The 22,812-nt window shown below is 51.9% G+C and carries 20 protein-coding genes and 1 riboswitch; of the genes, 12 read left to right on the forward strand and 8 right to left on the reverse strand.

Annotated elements, in window-relative coordinates:
- Positions 1–150 precede the first annotated feature (150 nt).
- Both OB13_RS03405 and OB13_RS03410 read right to left on the reverse strand, forming a co-directional pair.
- Entirely contained in the window at positions 151–1,329 is a 1,179-nt protein-coding gene (locus tag OB13_RS03405) for an acyl-CoA dehydrogenase family protein (RefSeq protein WP_461488743.1), read from the reverse strand.
- 416 nt (positions 1,330–1,745) lie between these two features.
- Entirely contained in the window at positions 1,746–4,181 is a 2,436-nt protein-coding gene (locus OB13_RS03410; protein ID WP_461488744.1) for a TonB-dependent receptor, read from the reverse strand.
- Positions 4,182–4,245: 64 nt separating this feature from the next.
- Positions 4,246–4,343: riboswitch (TPP riboswitch) on the reverse strand.
- A 230-nt stretch (positions 4,344–4,573) separates the two neighbouring features.
- Between OB13_RS03410 and OB13_RS03415 the strand changes: the two genes are divergently transcribed.
- On the forward strand, positions 4,574–4,822 hold the full coding sequence (locus OB13_RS03415; protein ID WP_018476926.1) for a hypothetical protein: 249 nt from the start codon (positions 4,574–4,576) through the stop codon (positions 4,820–4,822).
- 70 nt (positions 4,823–4,892) lie between these two features.
- Here OB13_RS03415 and OB13_RS03420 read toward each other — a convergent pair whose 3' ends face one another.
- From OB13_RS03420 to pnuC, 4 genes are all read right to left on the reverse strand, one after another.
- On the reverse strand, positions 4,893–5,768 hold the full coding sequence (locus OB13_RS03420) for an aldose 1-epimerase family protein (RefSeq protein WP_461488745.1): 876 nt from the start codon (positions 5,766–5,768) through the stop codon (positions 4,893–4,895).
- 14 nt (positions 5,769–5,782) lie between these two features.
- Positions 5,783–6,304, reverse strand: a complete 522-nt coding sequence (locus tag OB13_RS03425) for an AAA family ATPase (RefSeq protein WP_461488746.1) — start codon at positions 6,302–6,304, stop codon at positions 5,783–5,785.
- Between the two features lie 548 nt (positions 6,305–6,852).
- Positions 6,853–7,029, reverse strand: coding sequence for a hypothetical protein (locus OB13_RS03430; RefSeq protein WP_461488747.1), 177 nt, complete (start codon positions 7,027–7,029; stop codon positions 6,853–6,855).
- Positions 7,030–7,176: 147 nt separating this feature from the next.
- Entirely contained in the window at positions 7,177–7,797 is a 621-nt protein-coding gene (pnuC, locus tag OB13_RS03435) for a nicotinamide riboside transporter PnuC (protein WP_461488748.1), read from the reverse strand.
- A gap of 113 nt (positions 7,798–7,910) precedes the next feature.
- Here pnuC and OB13_RS03440 point away from each other — a divergent pair, with 113 nt between their 5' ends.
- The 9 genes from OB13_RS03440 to OB13_RS03480 all read left to right on the forward strand — a co-directional run bounded on the left by OB13_RS03440 (position 7,911) and on the right by OB13_RS03480 (position 18,563).
- Positions 7,911–8,228: a rhodanese-like domain-containing protein gene (locus OB13_RS03440; protein WP_461488749.1), complete on the forward strand. Its 318-nt coding sequence runs from the start codon at positions 7,911–7,913 to the stop codon at positions 8,226–8,228.
- 112 nt (positions 8,229–8,340) lie between these two features.
- Entirely contained in the window at positions 8,341–9,810 is a 1,470-nt protein-coding gene (gene guaB, locus OB13_RS03445) for an IMP dehydrogenase (protein ID WP_461488750.1), read from the forward strand.
- Between the two features lie 206 nt (positions 9,811–10,016).
- Complete coding sequence (locus OB13_RS03450) at positions 10,017–12,083, forward strand: PP2C family protein-serine/threonine phosphatase (RefSeq protein WP_461488751.1); 2,067 nt, start codon at positions 10,017–10,019, stop codon at positions 12,081–12,083.
- 19 nt (positions 12,084–12,102) lie between these two features.
- Complete coding sequence (locus OB13_RS03455) at positions 12,103–12,441, forward strand: STAS domain-containing protein (RefSeq protein ID WP_018476918.1); 339 nt, start codon at positions 12,103–12,105, stop codon at positions 12,439–12,441.
- Complete coding sequence (locus tag OB13_RS03460) at positions 12,434–12,844, forward strand: ATP-binding protein (RefSeq protein WP_461488752.1); 411 nt, start codon at positions 12,434–12,436, stop codon at positions 12,842–12,844. Before OB13_RS03455 ends, OB13_RS03460 begins: the two co-directional genes overlap by 8 nt.
- A gap of 188 nt (positions 12,845–13,032) precedes the next feature.
- Positions 13,033–15,318 (forward strand): peptidylprolyl isomerase, encoded by a 2,286-nt coding sequence (locus OB13_RS03465; protein WP_461488753.1) that lies wholly within the window; start codon positions 13,033–13,035, stop codon positions 15,316–15,318.
- Positions 15,319–15,502: 184 nt separating this feature from the next.
- Positions 15,503–16,888 (forward strand): peptidylprolyl isomerase, encoded by a 1,386-nt coding sequence (locus OB13_RS03470; protein WP_461488754.1) that lies wholly within the window; start codon positions 15,503–15,505, stop codon positions 16,886–16,888.
- 6 nt (positions 16,889–16,894) lie between these two features.
- Positions 16,895–17,860 (forward strand): AAA family ATPase, encoded by a 966-nt coding sequence (locus tag OB13_RS03475; RefSeq protein WP_461488755.1) that lies wholly within the window; start codon positions 16,895–16,897, stop codon positions 17,858–17,860.
- Positions 17,861–18,137: 277 nt separating this feature from the next.
- On the forward strand, positions 18,138–18,563 hold the full coding sequence (locus OB13_RS03480; RefSeq protein WP_461488756.1) for a hypothetical protein: 426 nt from the start codon (positions 18,138–18,140) through the stop codon (positions 18,561–18,563).
- A gap of 96 nt (positions 18,564–18,659) precedes the next feature.
- On the opposite strand, the gene OB13_RS03485 is transcribed toward OB13_RS03480, so the two are convergent.
- Positions 18,660–19,526: an SDR family NAD(P)-dependent oxidoreductase gene (locus OB13_RS03485; protein WP_461488757.1), complete on the reverse strand. Its 867-nt coding sequence runs from the start codon at positions 19,524–19,526 to the stop codon at positions 18,660–18,662.
- A gap of 182 nt (positions 19,527–19,708) precedes the next feature.
- Between OB13_RS03485 and OB13_RS03490 the strand changes: the two genes are divergently transcribed.
- Positions 19,709–20,341 (forward strand): GNAT family N-acetyltransferase, encoded by a 633-nt coding sequence (locus OB13_RS03490; RefSeq protein WP_461488758.1) that lies wholly within the window; start codon positions 19,709–19,711, stop codon positions 20,339–20,341.
- A 6-nt stretch (positions 20,342–20,347) separates the two neighbouring features.
- On the opposite strand, the gene OB13_RS03495 is transcribed toward OB13_RS03490, so the two are convergent.
- Positions 20,348–21,460: a hypothetical protein gene (locus OB13_RS03495; RefSeq protein WP_461488759.1), complete on the reverse strand. Its 1,113-nt coding sequence runs from the start codon at positions 21,458–21,460 to the stop codon at positions 20,348–20,350.
- 197 nt (positions 21,461–21,657) lie between these two features.
- Here OB13_RS03495 and recA point away from each other — a divergent pair, with 197 nt between their 5' ends.
- Positions 21,658–22,701 carry a recombinase RecA gene (gene recA / locus OB13_RS03500; RefSeq protein ID WP_461488760.1) on the forward strand — a complete coding sequence of 348 codons (1,044 nt, stop codon included), beginning with the start codon at positions 21,658–21,660 and terminating at the stop codon, positions 22,699–22,701.
- Positions 22,702–22,812: the final 111 nt, after the last annotated feature.

Genomic DNA, 22,812 nt, shown 5'->3' on the forward strand with positions numbered 1-22,812 from the left:
ACCTATACCTATACCTATACCTATACCTGTTGCACGATTCGGACAGGTCGCGAACTGTCCCTACAGGTATAAAAAAAGGCAGCTACTTTCGTGGCTGCCTTTTTTATGAAAACATTACCCGATTAACGGGCAACGCATAACGATCAACGATTACTTAAACGCCTGTATACCGGTAATATCGGCTCCGGTGATGAGCAGGTGGATGTCGTGGGTTCCTTCGTAGGTGATCACCGACTCCAGGTTCATCATGTGGCGCATGATCGGGTATTCGCCCGTTATGCCCATGCCGCCATGTATCTGGCGCGCCTCGCGGGCGATGTGTAGGGCCATGTCCACGTTGTTGCGCTTGGCCATGGATATCTGCTGTGTCGTGGCTTTGCCTTCGTTCTTGAGCGTGCCTAGGCGCCAGGCCAGCAGCTGCGCCTTGGTGATCTCGGTGAGCATCTCAGCCAGCTTCTTCTGCGTGAGCTGGAAGCCACCGATCGGCTTGTCGAACTGGATGCGCTCCATCGCATACTTGCGGGCCGACTCATAGCAATCGATGGCTACGCCGATCGCTCCCCAGGCAATGCCATAGCGGGCGGAGTCGAGGCAGCCGAGCGGACCGCGCAGGCCTTCCACGTTCGGCAGCAGGTTTTCTTTTGGCACCTTCACGTTGTCGAATACCAGCTCGCCGGTGCAGCTGGCGCGCAGGCTCCATTTGTTGTGTATTTCGGGCGTCGTAAAGCCTTCCATACCGCGCTCCACGATCAGTCCTTTGATGCGGCCTTCTTCGTTCTTGGCCCATACCACGGCTACCTGGCATTCCGGTGAGTTGGATATCCACATCTTGGAACCGTTGAGCAGGTAATGGTCGCCCATGTCTTTGATGTTGGTCACCATACCGCCCGGGTTGGAGCCGAAATCCGGTTCCGTCAGGCCGAAGCAGCCCAACCACTCGCCGCTGGCCAGCTTGGGCAGGTATTTTTTGCGCTGCTCCTCGGAGCCATACGCATAGATCGGGTACATCACCAGCGAGCCCTGCACCGAAGCGGTGGAGCGCATACCGGAGTCGCCGCGCTCAATCTCCTGCATGATGATGCCATAGCTGATGTAGTCGAGGCCACCACCGCCGTACTCGGCAGGTATGGTCGGGCCGAAAGCCCCCACATCCCCGAACTTCTTCACGATCTCAGATGGAAAATGCGCGTCCTGCGCCCACTTCTCGATGTTGGGGGATATCTCGCGCTTCACAAAGTCACGCAAGGTCTGCCGGATGAGTTTGTGCTCCTCGGTCAGTAGATCGTCAATGTTATAGTAATCAGGGGCTCCTGTCGATTCGTAGGCCATAGCTAATTTCTTGTTTTAGGGAAAGGGTGATACGCAAATATAACAAGATTTCTGAATCACGATTTTCAGGATTAAAGGATTTACAGGATTAAAGATATTTTACCCGGTGAGGCAGAGAATTAAAGCTCGCTATCCTCCATTTTCCCTGAATGCAGTTACACACTTTGTGACATTAACATCCCCATGCAAAGCATGATACAGTTAGAACGCATGCGCACTGGTAACCACTTCATTTCTCCGTCTACCTATCAGGATACATGTACGAATCCTGCTCATCCTCAAATCCTCAAAATCCCTGGGGTTGGGGCCCTATGTAAAGATCCAGAAGATAAAAAAAGCCCCACCGGTTGGTGAGGCTTCTTCCCAGGTATAGTTATCACAGGTATAGCTAGCTCATTCTCAGGTATAGCTGTCCTTTAAAACTTCATCGCCAGCGACAGGAAGTAATTGCGCGTCGCCTGTGGGTAGTAGTAGTTGTAGTCGTAGCGGGTCGGGTCGCCGGCATACTGCTCGCTGAAGGTATAGCCATTGGCTTCATACTTCTTGCCCAGCAGGTTGCTGACCAGTAACGCCACCTCCAGTTCCCGCATAAAGGCCGGCTTTAAGGTATAGCGCAACCGCAGATCCATGACCTGGTAACCTTTGAGCATGCGGTCTTCGCTGCCGGTGTTGTCCAGGTACTGCTTGCTCACGGTCTTGTAGAGCAGCGCGGTCCGGAAGCCTTTCACAGGCTGCACTTCCAGCTGGTGCGCTGACACCACGGCCGGCGAAAAAGAGATATCGGTCTCGCTGTAGTTATTCCGCAGGACATTCTCGACGCTGTAGTTCTCGTCGTACACATACACCGTTTCGGTGTAATTCTGGATCTTGTTGCGGCTCACGGTCAGGTTGCTGCTCAGCTCCACCAGCTCATTCAGGTTCAGCCTACCTGCCAGTTCAACACCGGTGCGGTAGCTGTCTTTGATGTTGGTACGGAGCGGGGCACCCACATCATTGAGCTGCCCGGTCAGCACCAGCTGGTTGTCGTAGTCCATGTAGAAGTAGTTGGCATCCAGGGTATAGCCGAGGCTCTGACCCAACAGCTGCAGCCCATTGCCGCGCAGGCGGTAGCCCGCCTCCAGGTTGTAGAGCGTCTCGGCCTTTGGACGGGTGGAGCCGCCCGACTGGTTGTTCAGGTGCGTATCGGTGAAGTCGCTTCGGGCGGGCTCCCGATTGCCCACCGCGTAGGATGCGTAGAGCGCCTGGTTGCCAGCAAAAGAGTAGGTTGCGCCAACTTTCGGGTTTACGAACTGGAAATCGGCCTGCTGCGTCACGTCCACGTTGTTGTCATCGATGCCGTCAATTTCGTAGTTGATGGTGCGGTACTGCAGGTCGCCAAAAACGCCCAGTTGGTCGGTGAGCTGGTAGTTTAGTTTTCCGAAGATGTTGAAATCTGTTTTGATGGCGTTGTTCTCGTAGTAGCGCTGGCGAATGTTGCTGGTGGCGGCATACTGCGCCCAGATCACTTCGCCGTAATGGTCGCCGTCATACCTGTTCCAGGCACCGCCCAGGGTAGCGTCCAGCTTACCGGCTTCGTCGGTATAGTTCAGGGCATAAGTAGCCCCATAGAAATGGTTGTCGAGCCACTTGCGGCGGATGAGGTCCGAACGGCTGATCGAAGTATCGCCTATAACAACGGGTGCAATACTGTACTTGGAGAGTTTCTGGTCGTCCTTATACTGCTCATAATAGCCGCGGCCACGGGTATAGAAGAAAGCGCCACCCAGGTTGAGGCGGCTGCCTAGGTCTTTGGAATAATGCAGCTGGTAGTGGTCCTGCTGGTAGTTGTCGGTCTCGTTGTCGTAGGTGAGCGAGTTGTAGGTGCGGTCCGTCTCCAGCTTATCCTCGGGCACCCCATTCCAGGCCTGGTAGGTCTGCTCCTTGCCGGAGAAGGTCACAAACTTGAGCATACCTGTTTTGCCATGGTAGCCGGCCGCGAAGTAATAGGATTTAAGGTCCGAGAAAGCCCGGTCTACGTATCCATCCGACGAAATTTTAGACAAACGGCCATCAAACGTAAACTTGTCCTTGATCAACCCGGAGCCGAAGGAAACGCTGTGGCGCCAGGTGTTGAAAGAACCGTAGCCGTTTACTGCTTCCGCATAGGCTTCGCGGTTCAGGCCCAGCGTCCGGATGTTGAGGCTGGCGCCGAAAGCACCGGCACCGTTGGTGGAGGTACCGACGCCGCGCTGCACCTGTATGTCCTGTATCGAAGAACCCAGGTCGGGCATGTTCACGAAAAAGGTACCGTGCGACTCCGCATCATTGACCGGTATACCATTGATGGTCACGTTGATGCGGGTGATATCGGAACCACGGATGCGAATACCGGTATAGCCTACCCCCGCGCCTGCATCGGAGTTCACGACCACCGATGGCGTCTGCTCCAGCAGGTAAGGCAGATCCTGCCCGAAGTTGCGCTCCTGCAGCTCTTCCCGACTGACGTTGGTAAAGGTAGTGCCCGTTTTTTCATTGGCCCGGGTTGCCGAGATCACCACTTCACCGGTGCGCAGGTTCGCTGTCTGCAGCGCAATATTCAGGTTGGTATCGGCCGTAAGCCGAAGATTGCGCTCGGCCTGTTCGTAGCCCAGGTACGTGATGCGCAAGGTATAGCTTCCGGCCGGCAGATCCTGAAACTCAAAATAACCGTTGGGGCCGGAAATAGTCCCTGCTCCACTTCCTGCCAGTACCACGGTGGCTCCCGCCAGCGCTTCGTTTTTGGCAGCATCTGTCACTTGCCCGCTCAGTTTGAACTGGGCAAGCAGTTGCAATGGCAATAGCACAACAGCCATCACAATCAGTAATTTTTTCATGGTTTTGTAAGAAAAGATATTGATGAAACATACAGTCCTACCTGGGGCCGGTAGCCTGCTTTTTATTGTTTCCCCTCGTTTTTCCCTTCGCCGGCATTATCCGGATCAGGTTCAATGGGTATGATCTCAGCCCGTTGTTATAAGGCACCCCTAAACTGCTACAAAGGTAGACTCGTTTTTTGGTCAAAACAAAGCCCTTGGCACAAAGAATGGTAAAGCCGGAAAAATTGCGGGCTTACCCCGCTTTTATTTTAACCAAAGTCGATAACCACTTCTCTGCAAACTACGTTTTAAACATACAGGCACATTATCCTGCGTCTGCTCTTGCAACAGATGATACATCCAGGACAATAGGCCGGCTGAACTATTTATTGAGATTAAGAAGAAATGTGATGATGATCAGCTTACTGTATACCTTAGCACTGCTAACGATACTGGCATACTACGCTTTCGCACCGCGCAAAAAGTTCAGAGGGTCTTCCTCTACTGATAATGACGATGATGGAGGAGAGCCGCTTGGCGACGACTTGCCAGATCTTGACCTGCCCCCCGGTATATCATTGCCCATCAATGATTATGAACCGAAGTATGACCTGAGACGCATCAAGGTGCCAAAATTCCCGGAGCCTTCCCTGCAATGAATAACAAAGCCCCCTGTTCAGCTAATCAGAACAGGGGGCTTTGTCGTTGATGGCAGTAATTTATCCGGTGCTAGAGTACTTCCAGGGTAATCGTCCGCTCAAATACCTGCTCCGGACTCAGCTTGTTTATACCTTCCTTTTCCTGCAGTGCACCGGATTCTCCAGCCCGGCCGGCAATGCCGCACCAGGGTTCGATGCACACATAAGGCGATGCGCCCGGCTTTGCCCAGATGCCCAGAAACGGAAACCCTTCAAAGGTCATTTCAAGGCGGCGCGGGTTAAGGCGGCTGCCCAGGGAAAGTTTTTTGGAGTTCAGGTTCTTGAATACGAGCGCATCCTTGTCAAAGTAACTGTGCTTCAGCGGCAGTACCCGCTCATTGTCCAGTACCAGTTCGGTCTCACCGTTCTGCAACCCCTCATCGGTGAGCAGGTAGCGGCGCAGGATTTCCTCTTTTTCAAACTCAATGAAATAGTCCGTGTACTGCTCTCCCGGGTAAAAAGGCACATTGAAGCCCGGATGACCGCCGATGGAGAAGTACATGGCTTTTTTGTCCTCGTTGAGTACCTGGTAGGTGATGGAGAGCTTGTTGTTTTCGAGCTTGTAGGCGATCAGCAGCCTGAACTTGAAGGGATACTGCAGCAGCGTTTCCTCGTCGTGATCCAGCTCAAAGACGAGTTTGTCGTCCGCCTGTTCTATGAGCTTAAATTCCTTGTGGCGGGCAAAGCCGTGGCGCTTCACATGGAAGATCTCGTCTTCGTGGGTATAGGTTCCGTCGGGCAGCTCCCCTACGATCGGGAATAAATTAGGGGCATGGCTGGCCCAGATAGCAGGATCGGCCTGCCAGATAAGCTCCAGTTGTTCGTCGAGTTTGATGAAATGCTGCAGCTCTGCGCCTTTGCTCTCGACACCTACTTTAAAATTATAATTCTGTAAAAAGTGTAGCATGGTTAAGGGTTAGGTTATTGGTATTGCCGGAGGAGCGCATCCACATGCACCCTCGCCTGATCCAGGCGGGAGGCGTGCTGGCCTGTCACCTCCACAAAGGGTACCTGCAGGGCTTCCAGTTCCCGCTTATACCAGTCGTAGAAGAACTGCCGCAGGTGCGGGTGTTCCCGCTGCGGATCAGGCTCCCAGGGCAGATCAACGCCCATCAGCAGGTAAAGGTTGTAGTCCTGCTGCTTTAGTTTTTCCAGGATCCAATTGGGGCAGTGACCGAAGGCGTGTTCGCTCCATATTTTGATCACCACCAGGTCGGTATCGACAAAAAACACGTCCCTGGCCTGCTGCTGCAGGCGCTCTTCCAGCGCCAGTTGTCCTTTGGCAATTTCTTCGATGTCCTGCAGGGTATAGGGCCTGTCCAGCTGCGCCATGTAGGTGCGGGCATATTCGGGCACCCAGACCGTGTCGTAGTGCGCTGCCAGTTTTTCTGACAAAGTAGACTTGCCTGTAGACTCAGGCCCTGTAATGGCGACTTTCAGCATGTGACAAAGGTATAGCAAAAATTACCGAAAGCCGCTATACCTGCCCCGTCCCAAAAAAGGGTGCCGCTGACAAGTTTCCCTATCCGCGGCACCCTGGTTTAACAGCCTCCTACTGTTTTATCTTTTGATGATTCGATTCCTGTTTCTGAACCCCTCGTGCTGCAAGGGTATGCTACTCACTGCTCCGGCAAGCAAGAGTTCAAGGTATACCCTCCGCTTTAAGGAGCTGTAGGTGTCCGGTATTGGAGAAGGTATTATCAGAATGCTCAAGGCTCCGGCAGTACAAGCAAAGCCTTCGTTCACCACCCGTTTTCCTTTCAACTTCCAATCGCTGCGTCCGGCGGCACAGTATTTCTATACTTATACTGCAATTAGTAGGATTAATCTAATTTTTTACTGTATAACAAGGACAGCTGCGACAACTGCCAGTAGACGTGCCTGAATAGCAGGTAAACGGCGCTGCTTGAGGCGACATAAAAAAAGGATGCATTCCTCGAAATGCATCCTTTCAATTTCAGCTCCAGCCAAAATGAATGAACTAAAGCAGACTAATTTTCAGTAAAGCTGTAATCATAGAAGTTATACACCTCTACTTCCTTTGCACGCTTGTCACCGTACTGCTTGAGAAGCAGACGCTTAGGACTTTCATCCGGTGACTCGTATCCCCACTTCAAGCGGTTCGCATACTTCAGTTCTTCTGGCAAGTCAATCTTACGTTTCCTCATACATAGTGTCATTGTAGCGTTGAACATAGGTACTCGCTTACTTTGGCGCACTAAACTATCACTACTGCCTAAGCTATACCCATGTACGTTACAACCGCCCATACAGATCGTATAACATCAGCACATAAAACTGCACTTTACCAACAACTATGTCGCAACATCGGCTATGGGCCTGTTTTCCATGCCCCTTTTCCACTCAAAGTAGCCCATTATTGCCAACACCAGGAAGACAACGTATAGGAAAGTGGTCAGGTAGAGCTCTTTATAAATGTATACCCCCACATACACCACATCCACCACCACCCACACGATCCAGTTCTCCAGCTGCTTTTTGGCCATCATCCAATACGCCATCAGGCTGACGGCAGTGGTAGCCGAGTCGGTATAGGACAGGTCGGCATTGGTATAATTGTCGAGGAAGAAGCCCAGCCCGAAGGTAAAGGCCACAGCAAGCAGCAGCAGCACGATCAGTTCACGCCTTCCGATCTGGGATACCTGGCGTTCGCCATGCCCTTTGCCGCCGTACAACCACTCATACCACCCAAACACACTGGTGATCACATAGAAGGCATTCAGGCCCATGTCGGCATAGAGGCGGGCGTCATAAAACACAAACACATACGCTGCCACGCCTATGATGCTGACAGGCCACGTCCAGATGTTCTGCCGCGCGGCCAGCCATACGCCGATGATACCCGTGATCACCCCGGTCAACTCTACCAGGCTCATCCCCTGCAAAGCCTCGGTTACATTCGTCAAAAAGTCCATGGTACGGCTCTGTGCCAGATCTGCTTTTAAGGTAAATTTGTTGCTAAGTTTGCAAATCGAAACTAAACGTCCAAAGTTGCGCTACATTAAAGCAGCTACGCACAACAGAATACATGAAAGATATTACAGCACAGGAACTGAAAGCAAGGCTCAGTCAGGAAAGCCAGATCCAACTCGTAGATGTACGGGAGCCGCAGGAGTTTGAGATCTGCAACCTGGGCGGCGAACTGATACCAATGGGCGAGCTCCCGAAGCAGGCCAGCCGTATCCGGCGCGATGTGCCCGTAGTCGTGATCTGCCACCACGGCTTCCGCAGTGCCCAGGCTATAAATTTCCTGACCCAGCGCCTGGGCTACGATAACCTGCTCAACCTCAAAGGTGGCATACATGCCTGGGCCTCAGAGGTCGATCCGGACATGGCGGTCTATTAAGGTTTCAGACTGAAAAATCTGACACAAAAATATTTATACTGCTTATTCCTATTGTATCCCGATAAATTGTTGTAATTTTACGCGGCAAATAAGGACCCTTAAATTATTTGCCATGATCTCTGATCAATCTAAGATTCTTTTCGAAGCGCTCACCTACGATGACGTGCTTCTGCTCCCGGCTTACTCCGAGGTGCTCCCCCACAATACTGACACGTCTACACAGCTTACCCGAAATATTCGAATAAATATTCCGTTGCTTTCTGCTGCCATGGATACCGTGACGGATGCGAACCTGGCCATCGCAATGGCACAGGAAGGCGGCATCGGCATCATCCATAAGAACATGTCTATCAAGGCCCAGGCAGAGCAGGTGCGCCGGGTGAAACGCTCTGAAAGTGGTATGATCCTGGACCCGATCACCCTGCAGGAGCAAGCCACGCTGGGCGATGCGGTGCGTATCATGTCTGAAAATAAGATCGGCGGTATACCCATTACCAACGGCAACGGGAAACTGACCGGTATTCTCACCAACCGCGATCTGCGTTTCGAGAAAGACCTGACCCAGCCTGTGAAATCGGTGATGACGACCGAAAACCTGATCACCGCTGCGCGGGGAACCGACCTGGCCAAAGCCGAAGACATTCTGCAGCAGTACAAGATCGAGAAGCTGCCTGTGGTAGACGAAGAAGGCAACCTGGTAGGCCTTATCACTTACAAAGACATCCTGAAGAAAAAAGACCGCCCGAACGCCTGCAAAGATGAGTACGGCCGCCTGCGCGTAGGTGCTGCGGTGGGCGTGACCCCGGACGTGATGGACCGCATCCAGGCCCTGGTGGATGCCGGCGTGGATGTGATCAGTGTCGATACGGCACACGGCCACTCCAAAGGTGTACTCGATGTGGTGCGTAACATAAAACAACAATTCCCTGACCTGGATGTGATCGCCGGAAACGTGGCCACCGCCGAAGGTGCCAAAGCCCTGGCCGATGCCGGAGCGGACGCTGTGAAAGTAGGCGTAGGACCGGGCAGTATCTGCACCACCCGCGTGATCGCAGGTATAGGCGTTCCGCAGTTATCGGCAGTCATGGAGGCAGCCCGCGGTTTGCAAGGCACAGGTATCCCGGTGATCGCGGATGGGGGCATCAAGTTCTCGGGCGATGTGGTGAAAGCCCTGGCAGGAGGAGCCAGCACGGTGATGATCGGCTCGCTGCTGGCAGGTACAGAAGAAGCTCCCGGCGAGATGATCATCTACGAAGGACGTAAATTCAAGACCTACCGGGGTATGGGCTCGATCGAAGCGATGGAAGAAGGTTCGAAAGACCGCTACTTCCAGGGCAACGAGAGCGACAGCAAGAAACTGGTACCCGAAGGTATCGTGGGTCGTGTGGCCTACAAAGGCATGGTGTCCGAAGTGATCTACCAGCTGGTGGGCGGTATACGTGCCGGCATGGGCTACTGCGGCACGCCGGATATTGTAAGCCTGCAGCAAGCCAAAATGGTGAAAATAACAGGAGCTGGCTTACGCGAAAGTCACCCGCACGATGTGCACATCATGCGCGAGGCTCCGAACTATAGCCGTTAAGCAGCACTCCATAATTTGAAGGCAGGGAAGTAGGTTGGCACCAGAAGCTAACCTACTTCTTTGTTTTTACGTTATGCTAGGTGTTCCAAAAAACTCACCTCGACAACTTGGCCAAAGAGCGGAATTTTTTCTTACCTTACAAGCTGGTAAAGCCGCTGGCACGCCATATTCTGTCGCAGCAAAAATCAAGTACGGTTTACCGTTATATGCTTTACAGAACCAACGCAAAATCCTTATTTGTTACTACCGCTATCATCAGCTGGTCGCTACTATTAGCCAATGTGCTGCTGGGAGCCGAAGGTATGCGCCATGAGAGTTCTGTGAGGCTGGCCATCCCCTACATCAACAACTTACTCACCGTTATTTTTATTGTCTCTGTTTTCTTCTACCAGCGACAGAGTGCCGACAATCTCAAAGGCATTGACTTTATCAGTTACCTCTGGAACATTTTTGCCAAAGCCGGTGTAGCTGCTTACCTGGGTATTGCCCTGTACATGGCGTACCGGATGGTGATTACCTATGCAGACGTAGAATCGCCTTTGCTGCTGCACATGGTCTACCAGGTGAACTTCGGCCTGCTCGTGCTCTTCCTGGCAAAGGCCTTTTACATCTGGCGCCAGTTGCTGCTCTACCACAAAAACCGGTTCCTGCAGATCGCCTGGGACTGGTATGAACTGCTGCTGTTTGCGACCCTGCTCCTCACGCTGCTCAACTTCAGCTACAGCAGCTATATTTTCCTGCCGCTGCTCGCTCTCATAGGCTGCTATACCTTGTTCCTGTGCACCAACCTCAAGTGGGTGGCCTACCTTACCTTTAACAAGAAGAGCCGTTCGCTGGTGCTGCTGAGTGCCATCCTGCTGGGTTGCTACATCTTTACCGATTTCTTTTACGACTTCGCTGACAGCCCTGAGCTGGTCATCGACTATGCCGATGTCGGGTTTCTGATGCTGGCCATGTTCTTTGTCGGGCTCTATACCCTGGCGGCTTTCCTGGTGGCGCTTTTCAGTTTGCCTACTTCCAGCGTGTTTGAGCAGAAGAGCGAAGACCTCCTCAACTTCCAGCGACTGAGCCAGTCCATCCAGCAGGGCCAGAGCGAGAAGCAGGTATACGACATGCTTTTTGAAAGCACCATCAAAGCATCCGATGCCAGTGCGGCCTGGTTTGAGCTCATCAAGGGAGACGAAACCTCGATCTCGCATCAACTTACGATCGAGGAAGAACAGATCGGACGGATCCGCCACCTGCTGCTGGCCTACAACATCCAGAACATCGACTACATCAACAACAACCTGGACCGCAACCCCGGCTTCCGGGACCTGACATTGCCCTGGAAGTCACTCATCATTCTGCCCATCAAGTCCAAGAAGCATCTCTTTGGTGTGCTATACCTGCTCAAGGACATCGAGCAGGGCTTTGACCGGGAAACGGTGAACGTACTGCGCACCTTCACCAACCAGACCATCCTCACGATCGAGAACCTGCGCCTGGTGAAGGAGTCGTTGCAGAACGAACGCTACAAGGAAGAACTGAAGATCGCCTCGGTGGTACAGGACAGCCTGATCCCGAAGACCTTCCCGAGCGACAGCTGGTTTGAGATCGCCACCCATGCCAAGGCTGCCAAGGAAGTAGGCGGTGACTTTTATGACTTCCTGCAGCTCAGCGAATCGCGCATTGCCATCATCATCGGTGATGTGTCCGGCAAAGGCATCTCCGCTGCCTTCCACATGGCCCAGATGAAAGGCATCTTCCACGGGCTGATGCAGCAGGATATGCCGCCCAGTGAGTTTATGAAACAGGCCAACAGCGCCCTGAGCCGCTGCCTCGAAAAAACCTCTTTCATTACTTCTGCGCTATACATCATTGATTACCGCATGAAAGGCTTTATGTTTGCCAGAGCCGGTCATTGCCATACCTTGTACTACAACTCCATGATGGATGACACCTTCTACTTCCAGACGGATGGTTTGGGACTGGGCATCATCCGGGATAAGAGCTACAACAACCACGTGCGGGAAATGTACTATGACTACAACCCGACAGATGTCATGGTCATTTATACCGATGGCATCGTGGAAGCCCGTAACTTAAAAAATGAAGAATACGGGGAAGACCGCCTGCTCTTCATGCTTACCCAGACCTATCACCTGGAGGCGGAAGATATCAAATGTGCCATCATCAACGATCTGGAGGATTTTACCGGCTCTGCAACGGACCTGTACGATGACCAGACCCTGCTCGTAATTAAGTTTAAGCCGACTCAACCTAATAAATAGTTAGACGTAAAGAATGCCGATGAAAATAACACACGAAATCAAAGACACAACGATCATCATCACCCTGGATGGTGAACTGGATGCCAGCTCATCTGTTATACTGGATGAAGAGCTCTCTGATCCTGAAATCATGACTTACAGCAAAATTCTGGTAGACTGTAAAAACCTGAATTATATTTCATCTGCCGGCCTGGGGGTGTTTATTTCGCACCTGCAGCGCTTTGAAGACGCACAGATCAAGCTGATATTTTACAACATGCAGGACAAAGTGCGCAACGTATTCGAAATCCTGGGACTCGACCTGCTCATGACCATCGTTTCGGATTACGAAGAAGCCATGACCATCGCTGATGAATAATACGATTACAGTAAGCTGTACTAAAAAAAACCTTAAGCAAATACGTGACTTCGTCACAGACTATCTGGCTGACCTCAAGCTGTCGGATATTCTGATGAACCAGATCGTATTGGCCGTGGATGAGATATGTGCCAACCTCATTATACACGCCAATCACGAAGACCCCTCCAAATTCATCTCGCTGGCAATCTCGGAGAAAAACCAGATGCTCAAGTTTGAGATCACCGACAACGGGAAAGCCTTCCGCCGCTCCGAATACAAGGAGCCCGATATCGAAGAGCATGTCCGGGTAGGAAAGAAAGGAGGTGTCGGCATCGCCCTGGTTAACCGGATCATGGACAAGGTAGAGTTCGATACCGTCGGCACCAAAAATACCTGCCTGCTCTACAAAAAAATTAAATAGCGCTGGTACGCACACTTTTAGCTCCCAATGTCCGTTATCCGGAACGAATTCGCATGCAATAGGATTATAGTGATACTTTTTGGCTAATCTGTCAGAAAAAATAATTAAAATTGCATGATCTGATCCCGATCAGTAAAAACCAAGCGTCCGTTTATAATCTCGTTATGCGCAGCAATCAACTACTTGTTGTGGCAGCAGCTCTCCTACTGGCTGGCTGTACCACAACCAGGAAGAATGACAAGCAAGACCCTATCATTGCTACAATTGGTTCTCAGCCAATTTACACTTCAGAGTTTCAGTACGTTTACGAAAAGAACAATGGCGGCAACGAGGGTGCCTATACCCGCCAGAGTGTGACGGAATACCTGGACCTCTACACGAAGTTCAAACTGAAAGTCATGGAAGGAGAAAGCCGCGGACTGGATACGACTGTCGCCTTCAGAAAAGAACTGGAAGGGTATAAGGAGCAACTGGCCCAGCCTTACCTCACCGATAAAAGCGTAACAGACAAGCTGGTGCAGGAAGCCTATGAGCGTCTCAAACAAGAGGTGAACGCATCGCACATACTCATCGGACTTCCTGCTGATCCTGATCCGCAAGACACCCTGGCGGCTTACAACCAGGTACTGGAACTGCGCAAGCGCGTAACATCCGGTGAATCGTTCGAAAAACTTGCCCGGGAATTTTCGCAGGACCCTTCTGCCGCCGAGAACGGGGGCAACCTGGGCTTCTTTACCGCCATGCAGATGGTGTACCCGTTTGAGGATGCTGCCTATACGACCGAAGTAGGCCAGGTATCCGAGCCGGTTCGCACGCGCTTTGGCTATCACCTGATCAAAGTGAACGACAAGCGCCAGGCACAGGGCGAAGTGAAAGTGGCCCACATCATGGTGCGCTCCACGCCCGGTATGCCAAAGGCAGACTCGCTTGCCGCCAAGCAGCGCATCGACGCGATCTACAAGCGGGTGCAGCGCAACGAAAACTGGGAGAAACTGACAGCAGAATTCTCGGAAGATGCAAACTCAGCTGCCAACGGGGGCGAACTGCCCTGGTTTGGCACCGGCCGCATGATCCCTTCCTTCGAGGAAGTGGCTTTTTCGCTGAAGAAAGAAGGAGACATAGCACAACCCGTCCATACGCCGTATGGCTGGCATATCATTAAACTCGTCGATAAGCAGGGCCTCCCTCCTTTTGAGGAAATGGAACAGAGCCTGCGCAACAAGATCGCTAAGGACTCCCGCTCCGAGCTGAACAAAGCCGCCTTCCTGAAGCGCATCAAAACGGAGAATAACTTCACGGAGAATGCCGCCGCCAAGACAGCTGCGCTGAACCAGGCATCCGATGAGTTGCTGCAAGCCAAGTGGGACTTTGATGGGGCTGACAAGACCCTTAAAACTACTTTGTTCACGATTCAGGGCAAGCCTTATACTGTAGGCGACTTTTATGCGTTTGCTAAAGCAGAGCAGCGTCCGCGCACGACAGGTACAGCTGCACATTACCTGAACATGCTCTATGACACCTATGTCAACAAAAGCCTGCTGGAATACGAAAGAGCCAACCTGGAAAGCAAACATCCTGACTTCCGCATGCTGGTAAAAGAATACCACGACGGCATCCTGTTGTTCCAGCTGATGGACGAAAAGGTATGGTCGAAGGCAGTAGAAGACACAGTCGGGCTCCAGCGATACTTTGAGCAGAACAGAGACAAGTACCAGTGGGGACAGCGGGCACAAGCCACCGTCATCAGCGCTGCCAACAAAGAACTGCTCACCCAAGCACAAGAGCAACTCGGAAAGCGACGCTACGAAGTACGCGCCTCCAAGCCAGCTGACCTGCTTTTTGAGTCGGGTAAAGCTGTACTGGCCAAAGACGCCACCGCCAAACTGAATGAGCTGGCCCAGCGCCTGCAGAATAACCCGGGCCTGTCGCTGGAAGTGAACGGACATGCAGATGCCCGTGAAGCAGCCGGCAAAGGTAATCTTTCGGCTGAGCGTTCCAGGCAGGTCGTCGCTTACCTGACAGAACGCGGTATACCTGCGGCCCGGCTGAGTGCCACATCACTTGGCAAAACAAGGCAAGCTGCTTCTGATAATACAGAGACAGGCCGCCGCCGCAACAGAAGAGTATCGTTTACCCTGTATTCTTCGGATCTGAATGTGCTGGCAGAGAACCTCAATGCCGGCAACCCCCTGGGAGTGCAGATCTCGGAGAAAAAATTCCAGAAGGGTGAGAACAAAGCGGTGGACGCTGTCAAGTGGGAGAAAGGAACTTATACCACGGAGCTGAACGGCAGACAGTACCTTGTCATCGTGCACGATGTGCTGGCACCTGCCCCGAAGCAGCTGAGTGAAGTGAGAGGACAGGCCACGGCCGACTACCAGAATTACCTCGACGAGCAATGGGTAAGTCAACTGCAGCAAAAGCATCCGGTCAGTATCAACCAGGCCGAAGTAGAGAAATTTATTAAAGAATAATCCAGCTAAAAAGCTTCCATTTATATGTGGAGCTTTTTTTGCTTGAAAAAACTTTGGAGATTGCACCTTGACTTTACGCAGCACAGGCTCCTGTGACAAGGGAACTGGTCCGATTGACGCGCATAGCAGAGACACAACATATCAACAGCGCTTAGGTATAGAAAACCGGCACCCAAAAGTAACCATGTATAACACACCCATAAGCAAGAAAAAAATAGGCACATCGCTGGCGGCAGGTATCCTGTGCCTGATGGTCACCTTCACGGCCTTTGCGCAGGCACCTGTGCAGAAAAAGGTAGATGGTATCATTGCCAAAATTGACAACCATATCGTTTTGCGCTCCGAGCTGGAGTTCAGCTACCTGCAGTACCTGGCCCAGAACAAGCAGAATCCACAGATCCAGAACCCGAACCTGAAGTGTGAGATATTCAAATCCATGGTGCAGGAGAAACTCCTGCTGGCCCGCGCCGAAGTGGACTCCGTTACGGTGGAGGAAGCCGTGGTAGCCGGTGAGCTGAACCGCAGGGTCGACTACCTGGCTTCGCAGGCGGGTGGAGTGGAACGCCTGGAGCAGTACTACAACAAGAGCGTGAAACAGCTCAAAGATGAACTGCGCCGTACCGTTCGTGACCAGATGGTATCTGAAAAGATGCAGCGTCAGATCACCGAGAAGGTAACCGTTACGCCCAAAGAGGTAAAACGCTACTTCAGCCAGATCCCGGCCGATAGCCTTCCCTACTTTTCAAGTGAAGTGGAGCTGGGCCATATCGTGAAATACGCGGAGGTAAGCAGGCAGCAAAAAGCCGCTGCCCGCCAGCAGCTGGAAGATCTGCGCAAGCGTATAGTTGCCGGAGAAGACTTTGCCACACTGGCCAAAGAGTACTCCCAGGATCCGGGGTCAGCGGCTGCTGGCGGTGAACTGGGCTTCTTCAAGAAAAAAGAACTGGTACCCGAGTATGAGGCAGCCGCCTTGCGTCTGGAGCCAGGGCAGATGTCGAATGTAGTGGAATCCATGTTCGGTTTCCACCTGATCCAGCTCATTGAACGCAAAGGACAGGAATTCAACACGCGTCACATCCTCATCAAGCCGGCTACGGCCAGTGTCGACATTCAGGATGCCATCACCGCATTGGACAGTGTCCGTACCCTGATCATGAATGACAGCTTAACGTTTGCCAAGGCTGCCAAGGAATTTTCGGATGATAAAAACACGAAAGACAACGGCGGCATGCTGACGAGCCGGATGACGGGCAGCACCTATACCCCGATGGATGAGGTGGATCCGAGCATCTTCTTCGTGATCGATACCATGACAGTGGGCAGCGTTTCCAAGCCGGTTGCTTTCCGCACCGAGGATGGACGTGAAGCCGTTCGCATTCTATACCTGAAGTCAAAGTCATCGCCACACATGGCCAACCTGCAGGACGACTACCAGAAGATCGCTGCGGCCACCCTGGCACAAAAAAGAGATAAAGCAGTCGATGAATGGTTCCGAAAAAACATAGGAAGCGTATACATCGAAATTGATCCTGAATTCGACAACTGCAAAGTACTCCAGCTAACGCAATAAAAATACATGAAGCAGTATACCTCTGACAAAGAAGCAGCCGACGCACTATACCGCTCCTACCAGGAGCTTACCTCTGAAATCTCCAAAGTCATCGTGGGGCAGGAAGAGGTAGTAAGGCTGGTGCTGACAGCCGTTTTTTGTCAGGGGCACTGCCTGCTTGTGGGTGTACCGGGGCTTGCCAAGACCCTCCTCATCCAGACCATCGCCTCCTCCCTGGACATGTCCTTCAGCCGGGTACAGTTTACCCCGGACCTGATGCCTTCGGATATCGTGGGAGCCGAAACGATGGACAAAGACCGCAACTTCAATTTTGTGACCGGCCCGATCTTCGCCAACATCATCCTGGCAGATGAGATCAACCGGACGCCCCCAAAGACACAGGCCGCGCTGCTCGAAGCCATGCAGGAGTATGCGGCAACCGTAGCTGGCAAGCGCTACGAACTGCCCAAACCTTTCTTTGTACTGGCCACCCAGAACCCGATTGAGCAGGAAGGTACCTATCCCCTGCCCGAGGCGCAACTCGACCGCTTTATGTTCAACATCACGCTGGGCTACCCGAGCTACGAGTCGGAGCTGCAGATCGTGAAGAACACGACGGGAGCAGGCCGCGTCTACCTGGACAAAATCCTGCACGCAGATGATATCCTGGCTTTTCAGCAACTGGTACGCCGGGTGCCGGTCGTAGACAATGTGGTGGAATATGCCGTGAAGCTGGTACACAGCACGCGGCCAAACACCAGCATGGGCTCTCCCAAGGCAAGCCAGTACCTGGAGTGGGGCGCAGGACCACGTGCCTCGCAGCACCTGATCATCGGAGCCAAATGCAATGCCCTGCTCAACGGCAAATATTCCCCTGACATAGAAGATGTGCAGGCGGTTGCCCTTCCAATACTGCGCCACCGCATTGTGCGCAACTTCAAAGCCGAAGCCGAAGGTATAACCGTGGAGCAGCTGATACAGGAGTTGTTGTAATATAAATTGTTAAATTGTTGATGGTTAAATTGTTTAACTACTCAGGTATAGTTACAGCTAACTGAATATAGGTTAAGGTTAAAGCAGCCGTGCCCTATTCAGTTTTTCGGATACATAGGTTTTCAACAATTTAGCAATTGAACAATTTAACCATCCAACAGTCAACAATTTAACAATTCAGCCAATTCACAATTTAGCCATCCAACAATTTAGCAATCTAACCTTATTGGTGTAATTTTGCATCGGATTCAATTTATACACATTACACGACTAGCTTATGGAAGCGGCTGCGCTTTACTTTCGCTTTAAAGATAACCTGGCCACGATACTAGGAGCCATCAACAGCAAACTGGAGTTTCGCTCCATGCCTTACCATGTCTCCATCCCGCTGGAGGTAAACCTGCTGGCGGATGTACTTCGCTTGCACGGTCTTGATTTCAGATCAGAAACGCCGGGAGCCAAGCGACTGGAAGATTTTCAGCGCTGGTTCATGCAAAATGAGGAAGCCGTATCGGAGGTAATGCATCGTGTGATGGAAGACAAGAAAGCCTACATGAGGACGGCAACCGGCACGGTGCTGCAGAAAGAAATGCTGATCCGCCGGCTGGAGTACTTCAATGAAACAGCGCATACCCTGGATGTGATGATGACCCAGCAGCAGCTGCACAGCCCGAAACACTTCAATTACCCGTACCTGAACTAACGATCAGTATACCTATAGCAACCAGCAGCGCCCGCAGATCCTATACCTGCGGGCGCTGCTGGTTTACGGCTGCAGCCCCGGCCAGCCGGCTATACCTTATGTATTCCGGATAGAAGTATGCCCTTCTTTTGAATGGGCCAGGTCAAGATCGCCTTTCGGCTGATCTTTCATGCTGGCGTCTGCCTCTTCGCCTACCGGCCCTTTGGCAACGGTGATGCCTCCGTCTACCATATAGAGTGCCCCTGTGACATAGGACGCCTCGTCGGAGGCCAGGAAGCAATAGACATTGGCCACCTCCTCCGGCGTACCTCTGCGCCCCATGGGCGTAGCTACCTTCATCGTCCTGACCATTTTGCTATCCATGGGCCCAGTGCTTTCGTGCGTCCAAGCGGTGTCGATCGGGCCAGGCCCCACGATGTTGCAACGCACCCCGTACTGCGCCTGCTCCACAGCCAGTCCCTTCATAAAAGCATGGATGAATCCTTTGGTGCCGCCATACGGTGCATTCTGGGCTATACCGATCACACCCGCCTCCGAACCAGCTGACACAATATTGCCTTTGGTCTTGTGCAGTTCCGGCAAAGCGGCTTTGCTCATGACAAAGGCAGAGCGCAAATTATTTCGGATCATATAGTCGAAGGCCTCTTCCGTGTAGTCCTGCAGCAGATTCACTTCCGGAAAAACGCCGGCGTTGTTAATCAGGATATCCAGCTTCCCGTACTGCTTCACAGCCAGCTCAACACAGCGCCTGGCATTGGCTTCCGTCGAGAGGTCACCTGTGAATGCGATGGCCGTGCCTCCCTCCTTTTGGATTTCTTTGGCTACATCCTCCACCGGATCTTCCGGAAACCCGGCTACGACAACCTGGGCTCCTTCCTTTGCAAATTTTTTGCAGATGGCTTCGCCTATACCTGTTCCGCCACCTGTTATGATGGCCACTTTACCTTCCAGTCTGTTTTTCATAGTTTTCTTGATTTAAAGATTTAATACAGCGACTTTACCTCTTACAAACGGGCAATCAAACCCAGCGGTTAGTCCGGCATTCAATCCTGAAATAAGCTGTACATTTCTGACCTGTTAGCGTATGACATAACAGGTATAGGGTGACAGCGAACGGGACTTTCACTACCTTAAAAAGAAGCGCAATGAATTTTTTATACAATACCTTACAAAGCTCTATCGAAGAGCGCCTGGAAACGCCGCATTTGCTGCTGCGCCCTTATGAAGAGGGAGATGAACAGGAGTTTTTGCAGCTGGTACAGGAAAACACGAAAGCACTTAACCCCGCCTTCAGCACCAGGGTGGTCGCGATACGGGTGCTCGAAGATGCCCGCATTCAGCTGGCTCAACTGCGCACCGACTGGGACAACCGGAAGCAATTTGAATTTGGGGTATGGCAGAAAGCGAACCACAACTACATCGGCAATATTACCCTGAAGAACATTGAGCGGAGCGTACCGAAGGCAGAGGTAGCCCTGTACTTTACCAGTTGGCCCGATACGATGGCACTGGCACTGGAAGCCCTGACTGCCGTTGTGACCTTCGCCTTTGAGAGCCTGAAGCTGAACAGGGTATACATCCGTTGTACCCCGGCCAACGCCTGCTACGCAGCCCTGGCCGAATCCTGTGGTTTTGTGAAAGAAGGTGTACTCCGCAGTGACTTCAGGGGAGCCGATTCGGAGGAGCTGCTGGACCTGAGCTACTACGGCATGATCCGAGAGGATTATGAACAGGCAACACAACAGTTAAAAGAAACCAATTCGGAAGAAGTAGTTTAATCCGCTTCACTTTTTAGGTTTGGCTACAAAAAAATCGGTATCAAATGTCAGGTAAAAGGCGTTGGAGAATTCCAGTTTCGGATCATCCAGGTCCAGCACGGGTTCCAGCCGGAGCGAAAGGTATAGGTCGTCTAGCAGCTCAAAGTCCTTCATGAAACGCAGGATGAGCAACTGGCGGTCTTCCTGTATGTAATCCGGGTTCTTATAGGTGGTAGATGCCGACTGGTACAGCTTTCCGCCCATTTCGGCAATATACCCGTCGCCGCGCCAGTAGCTCAGCATCACATCCTGGTATTTGGTATCTACCCCCACGTTCAGGTATAGCGCCCCGCCACTGGTAAAGGGCAGCTCCATGTCGTTTGAAAAGTCTTTGAACCCGAGCAAATAATTTTTGGTGTATACCCGATGCACCAGCCTGTTAGGCAGTTTCCGCTCCAGCTCCATGCCTACCGCCACATTGGCTACCGTGAGCAAGGGCAGATCTGAATTATCAATCTGGCCGCCTTTGTGCTGTGCCGTAAACTGCAGCGGGATGGACAGCCGCAGGGTGTCTCCTGCCGTCTGACCGGGCAGGTCGAGCAGATGGATGGCCGAGCTGATGCCGCCTGCTACCTCTTCGCGATCCGGATCGCCCCGGTAGATCATCTTATTCCAATCTATCCAGGCATCGAGGCGGAGGCGGTGGGTGTTGGCCAGAAACTGGATCCCGTTCTCCAGGCGGTCATTCATCACACGCTCAAAGTCATAGAGCGGCTCTATATACTGATGGCTCAGGTTGCTCTCCAGGGTGCCAAAGACCAGCGCCCAGTTTTCCTGCTGGTACTTCACCGTAAAGGTCGGCTGTATGTCCTGGTAACCGGCGCTGCCGAAGTCTTTCCACAACAATGCACCGGCATCTATACGTACAGAAGAAGAGGAATAGTAGCTGACACGGGGCAGCAGGTGATAGCCAAACAAGGTATAGCCGTCTGCTATTTTGTTGAAATACTCGTTGTTTTTGGAGAAGCCGAAAGCATGCACTCCAATCCTAATCTGGTTAGCATTTTCGGGTTTGACCGGCAGCCGGAGCTTCAACGCATCGTTGTTCAGCTGTCCATAGGCTAACCCACTGTATAACATGATTAAGACCAAAAATGGCAGCCTAAGATATCTCATAAAAAAGCGAAAGAAATGGCACAAAAAGCAAGCGAAGGTTGTTGTAATCAGACGGCATAAAACAGCTAAAAAAATTAGCAAAATACTTTAACCTTTTTTGCAAAAGTACAAGGAATGTCGTAATTTCACCTTTAATATAAAGCTATTTTAATCACACACACATGAGCGTAAGCAACGAAAAACTAAAAGCCCTGCAGCTGACGATAGACAAGCTTGACAAGACTTACGGTAAAGGTACTGTAATGAAGCTGAGCGACAACAAAGTGGAAGACATTCCGGCTATCTCTACCGGCTCGCTTGGACTGGACATTGCTTTGGGTATTGGCGGTTTGCCGCGTGGCCGTGTCATTGAGATCTACGGTCCTGAATCGTCCGGTAAAACCACGCTTACCATGCATGCGATTGCAGAAGCGCAAAAAGCAGGCGGTCTGGCTGCCTTCATCGACGCCGAGCACGCATTCGACAAGGCTTATGCCGAAAAACTCGGTATTGATACTGAAAACCTCTTGATCTCGCAGCCTGACAACGGAGAGCAGGCCCTGGAGATCGCCGATCACCTGATCCGCTCGGGTGCTATCGATATTATTGTAATTGACTCTGTGGCTGCCTTGGTGCCGAAAGGCGAACTGGAAGGCGATATGGGAGACAGCAAGATGGGCCTACAGGCGCGTTTGATGTCCCAGGCACTGCGTAAGCTGACCGGTACCATCAACAAGACCGGCTGCTGCTGTATCTTCATCAACCAGCTGCGTGAGAAGATCGGTGTGATGTTCGGTAACCCGGAGACAACAACAGGTGGTAACGCGCTTAAATTCTACGCTTCTGTGCGTCTGGATATCCGTCGTATCGGCCAGATCAAAGAGTCTGCCGATAACATTACCGGTAACCGCACACGCGTTAAAGTTGTAAAGAACAAAGTAGCACCTCCATTCAAAGTGGTAGAATTCGACATCATGTATGGCGAAGGCATATCGAAAGTTGGGGAAATTCTTGACCTGGGCGTAGAACTGGGCGTTGTACAGAAATCAGGCTCCTGGTTCTCTTACAACGGCGACAAGCTGGGCCAGGGCCGTGACGGTGTGAAGCAGATCCTGCTGGACAACCCGGAACTACAGGAAGAAATCGAAGGCAAGATCAGAGCCATAGTAAAAGGCGAGCCTGAGAAAGTAGCCGCCGTTCTGGAGGACACCTCAGCTGCTGAATGAACCTTGTTCCCTAACCTGAAGTAATTGAAAAGGTGCTATAAGTTATAGCACCTTTTTGCATTTTAAGTTGTTGGTTGTCTGAAGAGAACCTATTACCTTGTATCCGGACCC

The organism is Pontibacter sp. HJ8, assembly GCF_054824225.1.